This is a genomic window from Ornithinimicrobium sp. F0845, assembly GCF_023015765.1.
In the GTDB taxonomy this organism is placed as follows: Bacteria; Actinomycetota; Actinomycetes; order Actinomycetales; family Dermatophilaceae; genus Ornithinicoccus.
In genome coordinates, this window is sequence record NZ_JALKAL010000016.1 from 55,723 (window position 1) to 71,649 (window position 15,927).

Sequence of the window (15,927 nt, forward strand, 5' to 3'; positions counted from 1 at the left end):
GCCGGAACGTCCTGACCCTGGCGCGTCAGCGACCGGGCGGTCCTCCGGGGCCCGGGTCGCCGTCAGGACCCTGCGGGCCGTCCGGGTCCTTGGCGTCCTGGTCGTCCGGTGCCCAGTCGCGCTCGGCGTCCTCCAGCCGCCGGTTGCGGGCCGCCCCGGCCGCCCAGGCGAGCAGCCCCAGCAGCACCACCGCCCCGGCGATCCACACCCACGGGGGGACGCCTCCGGAGGATCCGTCGGAGTCCTCGTCGGTCGCCTCGTCCGCCCCCTCGTCCGGGGTGGCCTCGGCGGTGTCCTCCTCGGTCGCCTCCTCGGTCGCTTCCTCGGTCGTCTCCTCGTCGGTGGCCTCGTCGGTGGCCTCCTCCGTCGTGGCGTCCTCGGTCGACTCGTCGGTCGCGGTGGCGTCGTCGGTGGCCGTGGGCTCGTCCGTGGCCTCGCCATCCTGGTCAGCCGCGGCGATGATCGGCTGACCGGCGGGCACCACCGGGATCGCGATCTCCTCGTCTTCGGCCAGCTGCTCCGGGGTCGGCTCGGCGACCTCGTCACCGCAACCGCCCTCGGCCGGGAAGCCCCCGATGCCGCACAGGAACGCGTCGACGACGCGGACCTCGCCGGCCGCCTGGTCGACGACCTCCTGGGAGGTGGCGCCGGGGTCGGCGACGACGCACTGCGCGCCGGGGGTGAAGAGCGTCTCGCCCTGGGGTGCGTCGACGTCACGACCCGGGTCGACGACGAGGCCGACACGCTTCATGCCGTCCTCGGCCGGGGTGTCGGCACAGATCTCCTCGAAGGTCAGGACGGCGCGCGGCACCCGCACGTCCTCACCGGAGGAGACCGCGAAACGGAACCCCTCGACGGTCCCGTCCTCGGGGACCACCGTGGCGGGACCCTCGGTGGCAAAACTCCACTCGCCGTCGTCCGAGAGCTGGTAGAACCCCCAGAACTGATAGCCCACGGCGTGGGCCGCCGCGGGGGCCAGGAGCGCGGCGAGGACGGAGAGAGCCAGGACCGCTGCGAAGCGGGGGAGTCGGGTCATGGGCCCACTCTAGGGACCGATGACGCGACCACGCCACCTACCGCTTGCCGCCGCCGAGCAGACCGCCGAGGAGGTCGTCGAGCCCGCCCATGCCGCCGCCCTGGCCGCCAGCCTGACCGCCGAGGGCTCCGCCGAGCAGGTCGCCGAGGAGGTCACCCACGCCGCCGCCGGCCGGGGCGGCACCCGGGGAAGGTGCGCCACCGCCACCGCCGAGGGCGTCGGTCAGGGCGCCACCGAGACCTCCGCCGCCGCCCATCTTCTTGGCCAGGAAGCTGAGCACGATCGGGGCGAGGATCGGCAGGAGCTTCTGGATCAGGCCACCGCCCCCACCACCGAGCCCGCCCAGCTGGTTGACGACCGCCTCACGCTGGTCGCCGAAGATGTGGCCGACGATCTTCTGGCCGTCGTCGATGTTGACGTTGGCCAGGTCGCCGAAGTTGGTGTCGGCGTGGTCGCCGAGAGCGTTGGTGAGTGAGGCAGCCCCCTCGGGCTGCTGGGCGTTGGCGCTCAGGCCACCCACCAGCGCGGGAAGGACCTGCTGCACGGCCTGGGAGACCTCGGCCTCGTCGGCACCCACCTGCTGGGCGAGCTGAGACACCGGGATCGCGGACAGCAACTCGTCATACTGACCCATGTTTCACACCCTCTTTCGTGCGGCGGCCCCTGCTGGACCGGCCTGTGGGTCGACCCTAGGGCACCCCACCGACTTTGCGTAGGGTAAGGGCATGAGTGATGTGTTCACCTGGCGATACTGCGACGACACCGGGGCGGCGATCCCCGACCTCGGACTGGCCGGCACGGCCTTCCCGACGCAGGCCGACGCGGAGGCCTGGCTGTCCGACGAGTGGCACATGCTCGCCGACGCGGGCGTGAAGTCGGTGACGCTGCTCAACGGCGACCAGGAGGTCTACGGCCCGATGAGCCTGAGCCCCGCCGACCCGGGGTGAGCGCCCAGCAGTGAGCTGAGTCGAGGAGCTCAGCGGCGGCGCACGACGGGCTCGCCGCGCTTGATCTGCGGGCGCGGCACGCGGGACATCCGCATCTGCATCGACCGAAGCGCGACATACCACCCGGTGCCGCGGGGTGCGTCGGTGCCGAACTCCTCCTCGACCCGGCGCTTGGCGCGGCGGGTCAGGAACCACGCGTCGAGGATGCCGATGAGCATCACGCCGTAGACCATGGGCAGGATCAGGATCTGCGCGCGCGGGTCCTGCCCACCCAGGAGCATCACCGCGAGCACCACGAGCATCAGGGGCAGCAGGAACTCGCCGATGTTCCACCGGGTGTCGACGATGTCCCGCAGCATCCGCTTGACCGGCCCCCGGTCGCGCGGCGCGAGGTACTTCTCCTCGCCGCGCAGCATGCCCTGGCGGGCCGCCTCGCGCTCGGCCCGCTGCCGGGCCTTCACGTCGGCTGAGGCCGCCTTGGAGTTGCCGACCAGCGGTCGCCGGTTGGCGGCCTCCTGGTCCTTGCGCTTGGGGGTGGGACGGTTCTTTGCGCCGGGCCGCTCCTGGATCATCGGGGTCGGCTCTGGCTCGGCGGCGGTCTTCTTGCGGAACACCCCTCCACTGTATGTCGTGTGGCGGCTATCGTCGGCCACGTGACTTCCCAGAACCCCACCTCCCCAAACCCGACCTCCCAGGACACGACGTCCGAGGACGCGACGTTGCAGGACCCGAGCTCCCCGGCCGGTGCCAACGAGCGCACCGCCGAGCTGGCGACGCGGGTGCGCGAGCTGATGCCGGGGGTGCGCGCCGACCTGGAGGCGCTGACCCGGATCCCGTCGGTGTCCCTGGACTCCTTCGACCAGAAGCACGTCGAGGACTCGGCCCGCGCCGTGGCGGACCTGCTGGCGGCCGAGGGGATGGACGTGCGGATCGTGCGCGAGGGTGGCCGCCCGGCCGTCATCGGGCACCTGCCCGGCCCGGAAGGGGCGCCGACGGTGCTGCTCTACGCCCACCACGACGTGCAGCCCCCCGGTGACGAGGCCGACTGGGACACCCCGATGTTCGAGCCGACCGAGGTCGCCGGACGGCTCTACGCCCGCGGGGTCGCCGACGACAAGGCCGGGGTCCTGGCCCACGTCGCGGCGCTGCGTGCCCACGGTGGCCGCCCGCCGGTCGGTGTGACGGTCTTCGTCGAGGGCGAGGAGGAGATCGCCTCCGAGTCGTTGCCGGAGATCCTGGCCAGGCACGGCGACAGCCTGAAGGCGGACGCGATCGTGCTGGCCGACAGCCAGAACTGGAAGATCGGGGTCCCGGCGCTGACGACCACGCTGCGCGGACTGGTCCGGGTGGTGGTCGAGGTCAAGGCGCTCGACCACGGTGTGCACTCCGGCATGTTCGGCGGGGCCGTGCCCGACGGCCTGACCGCGCTCGCCCGGCTGCTGGCGACGCTGCACGACGACGAGGGCAACGTGGCCGTCGCCGGGCTGAAGACCTCCGAGGCCGCGGACCTGGACTACCCCGAGGAGGTGCTGCGCGCCGAGTCCGGCCTCGCCGAGGGTGTGCAGCCGATCGGCTCCGGCTCGTTCCTGTCCCGGATGTGGACGAGGCCGTCGATGACCGTGATCGGCATCGACGCCCCCAGCGTCGCCAAGGCCGCCAACCTGCTCACACCGGTCGGCCGCGCCAAGCTGTCCATGCGCATCCACCCCGCCGAGGTGCCGAGCACGGCATACGAGCTGTTGAAGAAGCACCTCGAGGACAACGCGCCCTGGGGCTGCCAGGTCACCATCACCCTCGATGACGAGGGGCCCGGCTTCGCGGCCGACGCGCAGGGACCCGTCTACGACGCCGCCCGCAGCGCCTTCCGCGACGCCTGGGACGGCACGGAGCCGGTCGACATCGGCGTGGGCGGCTCCATCCCGTTCGTCGCCTCCTTCGCCGAGAGGTTCCCCGAGGCCGCGATCCTGGTGACCGGCGTCGAGGACCCGGACACCCGGGCGCATGCCGCCAACGAGAGCCTGCACCTGGCTGAGTTCGAACGCGTCTGTCTCGCCGAGGCACTGCTTCTGGAAAGGTTGGGTCATGGCTGACAAGGGCACCTATGTCGAGGACTCCTACGAGCGGGACACGCGCTACATCCCGACGCGGATCACCGCCGACGGGCGTGACGGCTTCGCGGTGGAGCCGGGGCGCTACCGCCTGGTCGTGAGCCGGGCCTGCCCGTGGGCGCACCGCACGATCCTGACCCGCCAGCTGCTGGGCCTGGAGGACGTGCTGTCGATGGGGGTCTGCGGGCCGACCCACGACTCCGACAGCTGGACCTTCGACCTCGACGCCGGGGGAGTGGACCCGGTGCTGGGGATCCCGCGGCTCAAGGATGCCTATGAGGCACGCCCGGACGGCTACAAGCCCGGCGTCACGGTGCCCGCGATTGTCGACACGACCACGGGGCAGGTGGTCACCAACGACTTCGACCAGATCGTGCGCGACCTGGTCACCGAGTGGACCGAGTTCCAGCGTCCGGACGCCCCGGACCTGTGGCCGGACGCGTTGCGCGAGGAGATCGAGGAGGTCTCGGGCCTGGTCTACGAGGACGTCAACAACGGCGTCTATCGCTGCGGGTTCGCGGGGAGGCAGGAGTCCTACGACCGGGCCTATGACCAGCTCTTTGCCCGGCTGGACTGGCTGGAGGAGCGGCTGAGCGACGCGGACTACCTGGTCGGGGACCAGCTGACCCTGGCCGACATCCGACTGTGGCCGACCCTGGTGCGCTTCGACGCGGCCTACCACGGCCACTTCAAGTGCAACCGCAACAAGCTGACCGAGATGCCGGCCCTCTGGGCCTATGCGCGACGGTTGTGGCACGACCACGACTTCGGGTCCACCGTCAACTTCGAGCACATCAAGTCGCACTACTACGGGGTGCACACCGACATCAACCCGACCGGCATCGTGCCGAAAGGGCCGGATCTGTCCGGGTGGGAGGTGCGGTGACCGCCACCCGGTCTGCCTCGAGTCAGCGTGACCTGACCTGGGTCGTCGCCCTCGCGGCGTGCTTCTGGGGCACCTCAGCGCTGCTGCGCGAGCCCCTCGCGCAGGTCCTGGACGCGGCGACGATCGTGATGTACGAGCACCTCGTGCTCGTCCTGCTGCTCCTGCCCTGGCTGGTGCCAGCGTTGAGGCGCTGGTCCGAGGCGCCACCGCGGGTGCGGGTCGGTGCCGTGGTCATCGGCGCGGGCTCGTCGGCGCTGGCGACGACGCTGTTCACCGCGGCCTTCCGGCTGGGTGACCCGATCACCCCTCAGATCCTGCAGAAGCTGCAGCCGCTCATCGCGATCTTGCTTGCCGCCGTGATCCTGGGGGAGCGGCTGCGGCCGCGGTTCTGGTGGTTCGCCGTGCCGGCGCTCGCGGGCGCGTGGCTGATGACCTTCCCAGAACCGTTCTCGGTCCGCGTGGGTGATGCCACGGCAGCGCTGTTGGCCATCGGTGCAGCCACCCTGTGGGGTGCCGGGACCGTGCTCGGACGGCTCGTGGACGGGCACCTCGGGCCGCGGGACACCCTGGCGCTGCGCTTCGGCTTCGGTCTGCCTGCGGCCGCCGTGATCGTGGCGGTCTCGGATGCCGGTTGGACCATGCCCATGGACCGGGTACCCCAGCTCGTGCTGCTGGCGCTGATCCCCGGCGCTCTGGCCCTGGGGCTCTACTACATCGGGCTGCGGCGCACTGCGGCCTCGCGGGCGACGCTGGCTGAGCTGATGTTCCCGGTGACCTCGGTGCTGGTCGGCGTCACGCTGATGGACACGACGCTGACCTGGAGCCGGTGGCTGGGCGTCCTGATCGTGGTGGCCGCGGTGACCGGGCTGGCCCTCCACGAGGCCCGCGCCGCCCGGACCGGCGTGGTGGAGGCCGACCTGTACCGGAACCCGGAGCCCTCGCCGCGCGTCTGACACGCACGGGTGCGTCGGCACCCGGCCGGCCCACGACACAGTGAGGTGCACGATGAGATGGTTCCCCGTGGTGGTCGTCGGCGCGGTGGCCCTGGCGCTGGCGTCCTGCGGCACGCAGACCGATCCGAGCGGTGATGGCTCCTCGACCGCGGCATCGCCAGACGACGCCGCCGGGTCGGAGCCGGCCTCCTCGAGCCAGGTCGTCGATCCGGACGGAGAACTGGTGGCGCACGGCATACTCATGCAGTCCGAGCCGGAGGGCGAGGTGGAGATCTGCATCGGGGGAGTGGCTGCGTCGTTGCCGCCGCAGTGCGGCGGCCCGGTCCTGGAGGGCGACTTCTCCTGGGACCAGGTGGAGGCGCGCACGGCGAGCGGCGTGACGTGGACGGACGAGAGCTATTACGCCGTGGGGCACTACACAGCGGGGGAGTCGTTCGAGGGCACGATCACGCTGACCCGGCCGGTGAGCGCGGACCCGCCCGAGGGTTTCACGATGCCCACGGTTGACGACGTGACCTTCCCGCAGCTGTGTGACGACCCGACCGCAGACGTGCCGGACGTGGACCAGGCGGCGCGCACGGAGGGTCCCGACGGGTTCGCGCAGGAGCAGGCGCTGATGGAGCGGCTGCAGAGCCTGGACGGCTATGTGACGTCCTGGGTCACCGACGGCGGGCCACTGGTGAAGGTCGTGGTCAGCGGCGATCCGGGCGAGGCGCGGACGGCGCTGCGCGAGGTCTATCAGGGGCCGCTCTGCGTGGTGCAACGTGACCTGCCGACGCAGCACGACATCCAGTCGGCGCAGGAGGCGCTGTCGGCCCAGCACGGGGAGGTGCGTCTGCTGAGCAGTGGGAGCGGCGGGACGAGCGGACTCCTGGAGGTGGGCGTCGTGCTCGCCGACCGGGCGACCGTCCAGCGGATCCAGGAGATCGTGTCGCCGTGGCTGACGCCTGAGCAGGTGGTGATCACCGGCGCCCTGCAGCCGCTGGGGTGACGCCGATGAGGATGCGGGCAATTGCTCGCCGCATCGCACACCGGACATACGAAAGGGCGCTTCCCGAGGGAAGTGCCCTTTCGTGAACCAGTGGTGCCGGTCAGCCCTGGGGGCTGGCGGTGGTCTCCTCGGTGTCGGCGGTTGCCGGCTCCTCGACCGTGGTGTCGGTGGCCGGGGCGTCGACCGTGGTCTTCGCGGCGGGCTCCTCAACGGTGGTCGTTGCGGCCGGCTCCTCGACAGACGTGCTCAACTTCTGCATCTCGGGGCCGGGGAGGCCACCGGAGTCACAGTCCGGGCAGGGAGGGAGGTCGTTCTGCTGGCCCGTACCGGCGGTCCCGGACACCGGGACTACCTGGTCGTTCTCATCGATGTACGTGTAGTTGTAGTCGAACTCGAGTTTCCCATTTGCACTGCTGCCGGTGTCGTTCGCAAGCGTGTAGAAGCAGAAGGGGGCACCAGTCGCGGGAACGCTGACCTGCGCCGGGATACCCGGCTTGGCCTGGCCGTTGACGCGAATCTCTGTGATGTTAACCAGGATCGCTGCCTCGGTGTTGTTGGTCATGCAGAACTGCGCCCGGTAGGCGTGCTTCCACGTGTCACAACTGCCGCCGGGGAACTTGCAGGCCGATCCGGGCGTAAACGTCGGCGGCACCACAGGTACGGATGCCCCGATTGCTCGCGCCGGGGCAGCGATTGCGATCGCTGGCACGGCCCAGGCGGCGCCCTTCACGATGGTGCGGCGCGCCGGCCGCAGGCGCTCGCTATTGGTGCTGTCGGTGCTGGTCATCGGTTGGTCCCCTCGGACTGAGTGCAGGCGCGGTCGCATTCCCAAGGGCCAGACTACTCAATCTGGGAGGTTGGTCAAGAACGGGTCAAGTTCGTGTCCCCGTGTCGTTGGTCACACGATGCCATACTCGTTGGTAGAAAGCACGCGTCAGGCCCAGCCCCGAGAACCGGCTAGACTCCACCCCATGACCGTGCGCACCACCTGGTGGCCGTCCACGCGACGGCCCTGACAGCGCACCCTCCAACACACCAAGGCCGTCCGATGGGCGGCCTTGACCTGTGTCCGGGCGACCTCCCGGGCGGCGGAAAGGCAACGATGACCACCCAGACCGACCCCACGGCATACGAACCGAGTGCCGAGGACGACGGCGTCGGTGACGCCCTCGCCGCCTCGACGACCGACGCCTCGCTGGCCCGCACGATCGCCCGCAGCCAGGAGATCGAGCGGGAGATCGACCAGGACCCGGGCAAATTCCGCGTCCTCACCGGTGACCGCCCGACCGGCAACCTGCACCTCGGCCACTACTTCGGCACGCTGCGCAACCGCGTCCTGCTCCAGCAGCGCGGGGTGGAGACCTTCATCCTGATCGCCGACTACCAGGTGATCGCAGACCGGGACGGCGTCGGGCCGATCCGCGAGCGCGTCTACTCGCTCCTGGCCGACTACCTCGCCGCTGGCCTGGACCCGGAGAAGACGACGATCTTCACCCACTCCAGCGTGCCGGCGCTCAACCAGCTGATGCTGCCGTTCCTGTCCCTGGTCACCGACTCCGAGCTGCGCCGCAACCCGACGGTCAAGGCCGAGTTCGAGGCGACGGGCGGCCGGCCGATGTCGGGGCTGCTGCTCACCTACCCGGTGCACCAGGCCGCCGACATCCTGTTCTGCAAGGCCAACCTGGTGCCCGTCGGCAAGGACCAGGTGCCGCACCTGGAGCAGGCCCGGGTCATCGCCCGCCGCTTCGACGAGCGCTACGGCCGCGCCGACGCGAGCACGCCGGTGTTCCCGGCGCCCGAGCCGCTGCTGTCCGAGGCGACCAACCTGCTGGGCACCGACGGCACCAAGATGTCCAAGTCCAAGGGCAACACCATCGAGCTGGGGATGGACGCCGACACCACCGCCAAGGTGCTCAAGAAGGCCGTCACCGACGCGGACCGCAACATCACCTACGACCCCGCCAACCGGCCCGAGGTCTCCAACCTGGTGCTGCTGGCGGCGCTGGCCTCCGACCGCGACCCGCACGAGATCGCGGCCGAGATCGGCGACGGTGGGGGCGGCACGCTCAAGAAGGTCGTAACCGAGGCGATCAACGAGCACTTCGCCCCGATCCGCGCGCGCCGCGCCGAGCTCAGCTCCGACCCGGCCTACCTTGAGCAGATCCTGGCCAGGGGCAACGCGCGGGCCAACGAGATCGCCAACGCCACCCTGGACGAGGTGCGCACGGCGATGCAGATGACCTACTGAGGTGCGGGTCCTCCTCGCCACCGGGCAGTATGCCGGCGCGCCCGGCCCGCTGGCCGCTGCGGTCTCCCTGGCGGAGGGTTGGCGACGCCACGCGCCGGGGCACCAGGTCGTCGTGGCGCCGGTCTCCGACGGTGGGTCCGGGTTCATCGAGGTGCTCGCGCACGCACTCGACGCCCAGCCGACCCCGGTGGTGGTGACCGGTCCGACCGGTGAGGAGGTGCCCGCCCAGCTGCTGCTCCACGACGGGACGGCGTATGTCGAGGCCGGGCAGGCCGCCGGGCGGCACCTTGCGGAGGAGGTGCTGGACGGGGTGGCCGGACCCCTGGCCGACCCCGGCGAGGCCGCCGACCGGGTCGGCGCCATGCTGCGGCTGACGAGCCGCGGGATCGGCGAACTGATCGCGGCCGCCCTGGACGCCGGGGCGACCCGCATCGTGGTCGGCTGCGGCGACCTGGCCAGCCACGACGGCGGCACGGGGATGCTGCAGGCCCTCGGTGCGGGCGAAGACCTGACCGACCTTCCGGCCGTCCGCGACCGGCTGCGCGACACCACGCTCGTGCTGGCGCACGCGACCGGGCTGCCGCTGACCGGCTTCCACGGCGCGAGCGCGGCGCTCGGGACCGAGCACGGCGTGCCGCCGCCGGTGACCCAGCGGCTCGAGGAGCAGCTGGGGCTGCTCACCGAGCGGGTCAACCGGATCCTGCCTCCCCGCAAGGACCTGCTGACCGGCAAGGCACTCCGCCCGGAGCGCACCGACGGCGCCGGCGTCGGCGGGGGAGTGGGCTACGCCGCGCTGCTGCTCGGTGCACAACCGGTGGTCGGTGCCACCTTCGTGATCGAGGAGATCGGACTGGGGGACGTGCTGCCCGGGACGCTCGTGGTGACTGGCGGCACGGCATACGACTGGCACACCGTCCACGACGGGGTGATCGCCGAGGTCGCCCGGGCCGCGCTGGAGGTCGGTTCTCCCAGCATCGTGCTGGCCGAGCAGGTCCTCGTCGGCCGGCGCGAGGGGATGTCGTTGGGGATCTCCGGCGCCTACGAGCCGCGCGACGGTGAGGACCTCGCGGACCTGGCCGAGCGGGTCGCGCGGACCTGGTCACCGCAACACTGAGCGCCCGGTGGTTGTTCTTTCACCGATCGGTCGTACCCTGGGAGGCAGGGAACAACCCCGCGGGAGGCGGTGTTGCGCCCGTCAAGCAGTTTCCGAGAGGACAGGACGGACACCATGAGCGTTCAGGACACCGAGACCGAGACCACCACCGCGACCACGGCGGAACACGGCGTCGTCCTGACGGCCGTCGCAGCCGGCAAGGTCAAGTCACTCCTGGAGCAGGAGGGCCGTGACGACCTTCGTCTGCGCATCGGCGTGCAGCCCGGCGGCTGCTCCGGCCTGATCTACCAGCTCTACTTCGACGAGCGCACCCTCGACGGCGACCTGACGGCCGACTTCGACGGCGTCCAGGTGGTCGTGGACCGAATGAGCGCCCCCTACCTGGACGGCGCGAGCATCGACTTCGCCGACACCATTGAGAAGCAGGGCTTCACGATCGACAACCCCAACGCGGGCAGCTCCTGCGCCTGCGGCGACTCCTTCGGCTGAGTCGCACCATCGTCGCCGCACGCGGCCGGTCTCCCATCGGGAGGCCGGCCGCGTCGCGTTCGAGGGTCCAGGTTCCGGGGCGCCCATCGGGGGCCGCTATGTCCTGCACTGCCGGGGTTAGAGGCCTGGGAGTGCAGGACACAAGGCGACTGCCCGCGCCGAGCCTGACGCGCGGCCCCACCGCCGCGCCGAGTTCGGCTCTTCAAGGACGGGGTAGGTTGCCTGGGTGAGAATCGCTGTCTGTGGATCCATCGCGACCGACCACCTGATGACCTACCAGGGGCGGTTCGCCGAGTCCCTGGTGCCAGATCAGCTCGCCAAGATCTCGGTGTCCTTCCTCGTGGACGACCTGCAGTTCCGGCGCGGCGGCATCGGGGCCAACATCAGCTTCGGCATGGCCCGCCTGGGGCACCGGCCGATCCTCGTGGGCGCGGTCGGGGAGGACTTCGCGTCCTACCGCTCCTGGCTGGAGCGGCACGGCGTCAACTGCGAGCACATCCACGTCTCCGAGGTGCGGCACACGGCCCGCTTCGTCTGCACGACCGACCAGGACATGGCCCAGATCGCCTCCTTCTACGCCGGCGCCATGAGCGAGGCGCGGCAGATCGAGCTCGGCCCCATCGTGGCCGCGGTCGGCGGCGTCGACCTGGTCATGGTCAGCCCGGACGACCCGGAGGCGATGCTGCGCCACTCCGCCGAGTGCCGCACCCGCCGCATCCCGTTCGCGGCCGACCCCAGCCAGCAGCTGGCCTTCATGGACGGGGCGTCGATCCGTCAGCTCGTCGACGGCGCGACCTACCTGTTCACCAACGAGTACGAAGCCGCGATGACCGAGCAGAAGACCGGGTGGTCCGCCGAGGAGATCCTGGACCGGGTCGGCACCCGGGTGGTCACCCGTGGTAGGGATGGGGCGACCATCCTGCGGCGGGGCGAGGAGCCCGTGCACGTGCCGATCGCGACGGACGTCGACCGGGTCGACCCGACCGGCGTGGGGGACGCCTTCCGCGCCGGATTCCTGGCCGGCCTGGCGTGGGAGCTGCCGCAGGAGCGCTGTGCCCAGCTGGGGTCCACCCTGGCCAGCTACGTCCTGGAGACGGTCGGCACCCAGGAGTACACGTTCGCGACCGCGGACTTCCTCGACCGGTTCACCGAGGCCTACGGCGCGGAGGCCGGGGCCGAGGTCGCCGCTCACCTGGCCTGACGGCCGCCTGCAGTATGCCGATCGAGCCGCCTCCCACCCCGTGGCACCTTGATCTGGGGCTGGCTCAGCCGGGGGAGGACCTGATCGGGATCGGTGCCGACCTCGAGCCGGGCACGCTGCTCGCCGCCTACCGCTCCGGGATCTTCCCGATGGGCCTGGGGTCTCGGGGCGGGGGAGTGATGGGGTGGTGGTCACCGGACCCGCGGGGCGTGCTGTTCCCCCGGGACCTGCGGGTGAGTCGTTCCCTGCGCCGTTCCAGCGCGACCTTCGAGTTCCGCGTCGACACCGCCTTCGACCAGGTCGTCGAGGCCTGCGCCGCGCCGGGACGGAAGGGACGCTGGATCACCCCGACGATCGCCCGTGCCTATGGCGAGCTGCACCGGCTCGGGTGGGCCCACTCGGTCGAGACCTGGCAGGACGGGGAGCTGGTGGGTGGCCTCTACGGCGTGGCCGTCGGCGGCCTGTTCGCGGGGGAGTCGATGTTCCACCGGGCCACGGACGCCTCGAAGGCGGCCCTGGTGCATCTGGTGTCCCTGGTGTCGCCGACGGACGCCCTGATCGACGTCCAGTGGCGGACCGACCACCTGGCCACGCTGGGCGTGCGCGAGGTGAGCCGCACGGCATACCTCCAGCTGGTGGAGGCGGCCCTGCGGCTTCCGTTGCCCCCGGCCTTCGACACGGCCTGAGACGCGCAACATCCGGTGCCACCCTCCCCTGACGCGCCGGGTGTGAGGGGGTAGGCTCAGGCGTGGAAAACCATGGCTCGATAGTGAGGTGCGCATTGCAACGGCAGACTGCCCCAGCCCGTCGCCGCAGAAACAGGGTCGGCGGCCTCGGAGTGATGGCTGCCCTCGTCCTGGTCCTGAGCGGCTGTGGCGCGGAGCTCCAGCGCGGCTACCTCCCCGAGCCGGTGACCGAGTTGGGTCCCAGGATCATCTCGTTCTGGAACTGGACCTGGATCGCCGCGCTGGCCATCGGCGTGCTCGTCTGGGGCCTGATCCTCTGGTGCATCGTGGCCTACCGCCGCAAGAAGGACGAGAAGGGCCTGCCGGAGCAGATCCGCTACAACGTGCCGCTGGAGATCCTCTACACGATCGTGCCGGTGCTCATGGTCTCCGTGCTCTTCGGCAAGACCGTTGAGCTGCAGCACGAGATGCTCGACACCTCCCAGCCGGCCGACGTCACCGTCAACGCGATCGGCAAGAAGTGGTCCTGGGACTTCAACTACGTCGAGGCCGAGGCGCACATCGTCGGCGAGCAGGCGCTGGACCTCAGCAAGGGTGAGGAGGGGCTGCCTGAGACGCTGCCCACCCTGGTGCTGCCGGTCGACAGCCGCATCGAGTTCGTGCTGACCTCCCGCGATGTCATCCACTCCTTCTGGGTGCCGCAGTTCATCACCAAGCTGGACATGGTCCCCGGCCGGGTCAACACCTTCCAGGTGGTGACGACCGAGGAGGGCACCTTCCAGGGCAAGTGCGCCGAGCTCTGCGGCGCCTACCACTCCCAGATGCTGTTCCAGGTCACGGTCGTCTCCCAGGAGGAGTACGACGCGTTCATCGAGGACCTCAAGGCCTCCGGTGGTGACGGCCTGATCGGCAACGAGTACAACCTCTACGGGCTCCACGAGGGCCAGCCGGCCCTGCTGCCGCCGGCCCTGCTCGAGCAGTACAACGCCACCCTGGAAGGGGAGGAGAACTGATGGCCATCACCACGACGCGGCCGTCTGACGAGATCGTCCCGGCACACGAGCCCGGCAGGCCCGAGAAGAGTCTGGGCAAACTCATCGTCAGCTGGATCACCACGACTGACCACAAGGTGATCGGCAATCTCTACTTCATCACCTCCGTGGCGTTCTTCATGTTCGGCGGCCTGCTCGCGCTGATCATCCGCGCCGAGCTGTGGGCACCCGGCCTGACGGTCGTGGACAACCCCGAGCAGTTCAACCAGATGTTCACGATGCACGGCACGATCATGCTGCTGCTGTTCGCCACACCCCTCTTCGCCGGGTTTGCCAACGCGCTGATGCCGCTGCAGATCGGGGCCCCGGACGTCGCGTTCCCGCGGCTCAACATGTTCGCCTACTGGCTGTTCCTGTTCGGTGGCCTGATCGCGGTCGGCGGGTTCATCACCCCCGGTGGTGCCGCGTCGTTCGGCTGGTTCGCCTACCAGCCGCTGGCCGGTGCCGCGCACAGCCCGGGGCTCGGCGGCGACCTGTGGGTGATGGGTCTGGCCCTGGCCGGGTTCGGCACCATCCTCGGCGCCGTCAACTTCATCACCACGATCGTCTGCATGCGCGCGCCGGGCATGACCATGTTCCGGATGCCGATCTTCACGTGGACCGTCCTGGTGACCTCCATCCTGATCCTCATGGTCTTCCCCGTGCTGGCGGCCGCGATGTTCGGCATGGCGGCCGACCGTATCGTCGGCGCCCACATCTACGACCCGGAGCACGGCGGCGCCATGCTGTGGCAGCACCTGTTCTGGTTCTTCGGCCACCCCGAGGTCTACATCATCGCGCTGCCGTTCTTCGGCATCATCTCCGAGATCCTGCCCGTGTTCAGCCGCAAGCCGATCTTCGGCTACAAGACCCTGATCTTCGCGACGGTCGCCATCGCGGCCCTGTCGGTGAGCGTGTGGGCCCACCACATGTACGCCACCGGGGCGGTGCTGCTGGAGTTCTTCGCGATCATGACGATGCTCATCGCGGTGCCCACGGGCGTGAAGTTCTTCAACTGGGTCGGCACCATGTGGGGCGGGCACCTCACCTTCGAGACACCGATGCTGTGGTCCCTCGGCTTCCTGGTGACCTTCCTGTTCGGTGGTCTGACGGGTGTCATCCTGGCCAGCCCGGTCCTCGACTTCCACGTCACCGACTCCTACTTCGTCGTGGCGCACTTCCACTACGTGGTGTTCGGCACCGTGGTGTTCGCGATGTTCGCCGGGTTCTACTTCTGGTGGCCCAAGCTGACCGGCCACATGCTGAGCGAGGGCTTGGGCAAGCTCCACTTCTGGATGCTGTTCCTCGGCTTCCACGGCACCTTCCTCATCCAGCACTGGCTGGGTGCGATGGGTATGCCGCGTCGCTATCCGGACTACATGCCGGAGGACGGGTTCACCTGGATGAACCAGGTGTCCACGATCTCGGCGTTCCTCCTCGGCGCCTCGATGCTGCCCTTCCTGTATGCCGTGTGGAAGAGCTTCAAGACCGAGAAGGTCACTGTGGACGACCCGTGGGGCTGGGGTGCCTCGCTGGAGTGGGCCACCTCGTGCCCGCCGCCGCGCCACAACTTCAACTGGATCCCGCGGATCCGCTCCGAGCGCCCGGCCTTCGACCTGCACCACGCCAACGTGGCCACCATGGAGTCGCCCGAGCCCGACAAGGGCGTCCTGGAGACGCTGCTGGGTGGACCGGACACTGATCCGGCGGGCCAGAAGGGCACAGAGACCGGCGGGACCAAGGGCCACGGAGAGTCGGACGGAGACGCGCGATGAGGGTCGAGACCAAGCTCTTCTACTACCTGGTCGCCTTCTTCGTCATCGCGGCCGCGATCTACACCTACTTCGTCGACTTCGAGGAGATGGTCGGCGTCGTCGCCCTGACCCTCACGGCGATCATGTGCGCGATGCTGGCGTGGTATCTCGGGAAGACCGGCCGCAAGCTCGACGCCCGGCCCGACGACGACCCAGAGGGCGAGATCTCGGACCAGGCCGGCCCCTACGGCCACTTCAGCCCGCACTCCTGGTGGCCCCTGGCCGTCGGCGCCTCCGGAGCGCTGTTCTTCCTCGGTGTCGCCATCGGCTGGTGGCTCACGATCATCGCCGCACCGTTCCTGGCCATCTCCGTGGTCGGGTGGGTCTTCGAGTACTTCCGCGGTGAGTACGCCGTCTGATCCGGCCCCACGACATACTGCACGGCCGGCGTCTCCTGCGGGAGACGCCGGCCGTTGCCGTTCC

At 70.1% G+C, this 15,927-nt stretch carries 17 protein-coding genes; 13 read left to right on the top strand and 4 right to left on the bottom strand.

Annotated elements, in window-relative coordinates; genetic code table 11:
- Positions 1-25: 25 nt before the first annotated feature.
- Both MWU75_RS17700 and MWU75_RS20085 read right to left on the bottom strand, forming a co-directional pair.
- Positions 26-1,036, bottom strand: coding sequence for an SCO2322 family protein (locus tag MWU75_RS17700; protein WP_247093420.1), 1,011 nt, complete (start codon positions 1,034-1,036; stop codon positions 26-28).
- Positions 1,037-1,073: 37 nt separating this feature from the next.
- Positions 1,074-1,670, bottom strand: a complete 597-nt coding sequence (locus tag MWU75_RS20085) for a DUF937 domain-containing protein (protein WP_281497460.1) — start codon at positions 1,668-1,670, stop codon at positions 1,074-1,076.
- A 91-nt stretch (positions 1,671-1,761) separates the two neighbouring features.
- Here MWU75_RS20085 and MWU75_RS17710 point away from each other — a divergent pair, with 91 nt between their 5' ends.
- Positions 1,762-1,983, top strand: coding sequence for a hypothetical protein (locus MWU75_RS17710; RefSeq protein WP_247093422.1), 222 nt, complete (start codon positions 1,762-1,764; stop codon positions 1,981-1,983).
- A gap of 29 nt (positions 1,984-2,012) precedes the next feature.
- Here the strand turns inward: MWU75_RS17710 and MWU75_RS17715 are convergent, their stop codons facing one another.
- Complete coding sequence (locus MWU75_RS17715) at positions 2,013-2,597, bottom strand: DUF3043 domain-containing protein (protein WP_247093424.1); 585 nt, start codon at positions 2,595-2,597, stop codon at positions 2,013-2,015.
- A gap of 177 nt (positions 2,598-2,774) precedes the next feature.
- Between MWU75_RS17715 and MWU75_RS17720 the strand changes: the two genes are divergently transcribed.
- Genes MWU75_RS17720 through MWU75_RS17735 form a run of 4 tightly spaced genes read left to right on the top strand, consistent with a single transcriptional unit; the run spans position 2,775 to position 6,921 of the window.
- Entirely contained in the window at positions 2,775-4,073 is a 1,299-nt protein-coding gene (locus MWU75_RS17720) for a dipeptidase (protein ID WP_247093475.1), read from the top strand.
- Positions 4,066-4,977 carry a glutathione S-transferase C-terminal domain-containing protein gene (locus MWU75_RS17725; RefSeq protein ID WP_247093426.1) on the top strand — a complete coding sequence of 304 codons (912 nt, stop codon included), beginning with the start codon at positions 4,066-4,068 and terminating at the stop codon, positions 4,975-4,977. Before MWU75_RS17720 ends, MWU75_RS17725 begins: the two co-directional genes overlap by 8 nt.
- Positions 4,974-5,930, top strand: coding sequence for a DMT family transporter (locus MWU75_RS17730; protein ID WP_247093428.1), 957 nt, complete (start codon positions 4,974-4,976; stop codon positions 5,928-5,930). The genes MWU75_RS17725 and MWU75_RS17730 overlap by 4 nt, the downstream gene beginning before the upstream one ends.
- A 52-nt stretch (positions 5,931-5,982) precedes the next feature.
- Positions 5,983-6,921 (top strand): hypothetical protein, encoded by a 939-nt coding sequence (locus MWU75_RS17735; RefSeq protein WP_247093430.1) that lies wholly within the window; start codon positions 5,983-5,985, stop codon positions 6,919-6,921.
- A 100-nt stretch (positions 6,922-7,021) separates the two neighbouring features.
- Here the strand turns inward: MWU75_RS17735 and MWU75_RS17740 are convergent, their stop codons facing one another.
- Positions 7,022-7,708 (bottom strand): hypothetical protein, encoded by a 687-nt coding sequence (locus MWU75_RS17740; protein ID WP_247093432.1) that lies wholly within the window; start codon positions 7,706-7,708, stop codon positions 7,022-7,024.
- A 315-nt stretch (positions 7,709-8,023) separates the two neighbouring features.
- On the opposite strand from MWU75_RS17740, the gene trpS reads away from it, so the two are divergent.
- From trpS to MWU75_RS17780, 8 genes are all read left to right on the top strand, one after another.
- The gene (gene trpS, locus MWU75_RS17745; protein ID WP_247093434.1) at positions 8,024-9,169 is read left to right on the top strand and encodes a tryptophan--tRNA ligase; all 1,146 of its coding nucleotides are present in this window, start codon (positions 8,024-8,026) and stop codon (positions 9,167-9,169) included.
- Between the two features lies 1 nt (position 9,170).
- Positions 9,171-10,283: a glycerate kinase gene (locus tag MWU75_RS17750; RefSeq protein ID WP_247093436.1), complete on the top strand. Its 1,113-nt coding sequence runs from the start codon at positions 9,171-9,173 to the stop codon at positions 10,281-10,283.
- Between the two features lie 114 nt (positions 10,284-10,397).
- Positions 10,398-10,772 carry an iron-sulfur cluster assembly accessory protein gene (locus MWU75_RS17755; RefSeq protein ID WP_247093438.1) on the top strand — a complete coding sequence of 125 codons (375 nt, stop codon included), beginning with the start codon at positions 10,398-10,400 and terminating at the stop codon, positions 10,770-10,772.
- Between the two features lie 226 nt (positions 10,773-10,998).
- On the top strand, positions 10,999-11,973 hold the full coding sequence (locus tag MWU75_RS17760; protein ID WP_247093440.1) for a carbohydrate kinase family protein: 975 nt from the start codon (positions 10,999-11,001) through the stop codon (positions 11,971-11,973).
- 14 nt (positions 11,974-11,987) lie between these two features.
- Positions 11,988-12,659: a leucyl/phenylalanyl-tRNA--protein transferase gene (gene aat, locus MWU75_RS17765; protein WP_247093443.1), complete on the top strand. Its 672-nt coding sequence runs from the start codon at positions 11,988-11,990 to the stop codon at positions 12,657-12,659.
- Between the two features lie 155 nt (positions 12,660-12,814).
- Complete coding sequence (gene coxB / locus MWU75_RS17770; RefSeq protein WP_247093445.1) at positions 12,815-13,672, top strand: cytochrome c oxidase subunit II; 858 nt, start codon at positions 12,815-12,817, stop codon at positions 13,670-13,672.
- Positions 13,672-15,465, top strand: coding sequence for a cytochrome c oxidase subunit I (gene ctaD, locus MWU75_RS17775; protein WP_247093447.1), 1,794 nt, complete (start codon positions 13,672-13,674; stop codon positions 15,463-15,465). Before coxB ends, ctaD begins: the two co-directional genes overlap by 1 nt.
- A complete protein-coding gene (locus MWU75_RS17780; RefSeq protein ID WP_247093449.1) occupies positions 15,462-15,863 on the top strand; it encodes a cytochrome c oxidase subunit 4 in 402 nt (133 codons plus the stop codon). Before ctaD ends, MWU75_RS17780 begins: the two co-directional genes overlap by 4 nt.
- The last annotated feature ends 64 nt before the right edge of the window (positions 15,864-15,927 follow it).

Excerpts from the sequence above, each read along its gene's own strand:
- MWU75_RS17700 (WP_247093420.1), bottom strand. The coding sequence starts at position 1,036 with ATGACCCGACTCCCCCGCTTCGCAGCGGTCCTGGCTCTCTCCGTCCTC.
- MWU75_RS20085 (WP_281497460.1), bottom strand. The coding sequence starts at position 1,670 with ATGGGTCAGTATGACGAGTTGCTGTCCGCGATCCCGGTGTCTCAGCTC.
- MWU75_RS17710 (WP_247093422.1), top strand. The coding sequence starts at position 1,762 with ATGAGTGATGTGTTCACCTGGCGATACTGCGACGACACCGGGGCGGCG.
- MWU75_RS17720 (WP_247093475.1), top strand. The coding sequence starts at position 2,775 with ATGCCGGGGGTGCGCGCCGACCTGGAGGCGCTGACCCGGATCCCGTCG.
- MWU75_RS17725 (WP_247093426.1), top strand. The coding sequence starts at position 4,066 with ATGGCTGACAAGGGCACCTATGTCGAGGACTCCTACGAGCGGGACACG.
- MWU75_RS17735 (WP_247093430.1), top strand. The coding sequence starts at position 5,983 with ATGAGATGGTTCCCCGTGGTGGTCGTCGGCGCGGTGGCCCTGGCGCTG.
- MWU75_RS17740 (WP_247093432.1), bottom strand. The coding sequence starts at position 7,708 with ATGACCAGCACCGACAGCACCAATAGCGAGCGCCTGCGGCCGGCGCGC.
- trpS (WP_247093434.1), top strand. The coding sequence starts at position 8,024 with ATGACCACCCAGACCGACCCCACGGCATACGAACCGAGTGCCGAGGAC.
- MWU75_RS17755 (WP_247093438.1), top strand. The coding sequence starts at position 10,398 with ATGAGCGTTCAGGACACCGAGACCGAGACCACCACCGCGACCACGGCG.
- aat (WP_247093443.1), top strand. The coding sequence starts at position 11,988 with ATGCCGATCGAGCCGCCTCCCACCCCGTGGCACCTTGATCTGGGGCTG.
- coxB (WP_247093445.1), top strand. The coding sequence starts at position 12,815 with ATGGCTGCCCTCGTCCTGGTCCTGAGCGGCTGTGGCGCGGAGCTCCAG.
- ctaD (WP_247093447.1), top strand. The coding sequence starts at position 13,672 with ATGGCCATCACCACGACGCGGCCGTCTGACGAGATCGTCCCGGCACAC.
- MWU75_RS17780 (WP_247093449.1), top strand. The coding sequence starts at position 15,462 with ATGAGGGTCGAGACCAAGCTCTTCTACTACCTGGTCGCCTTCTTCGTC.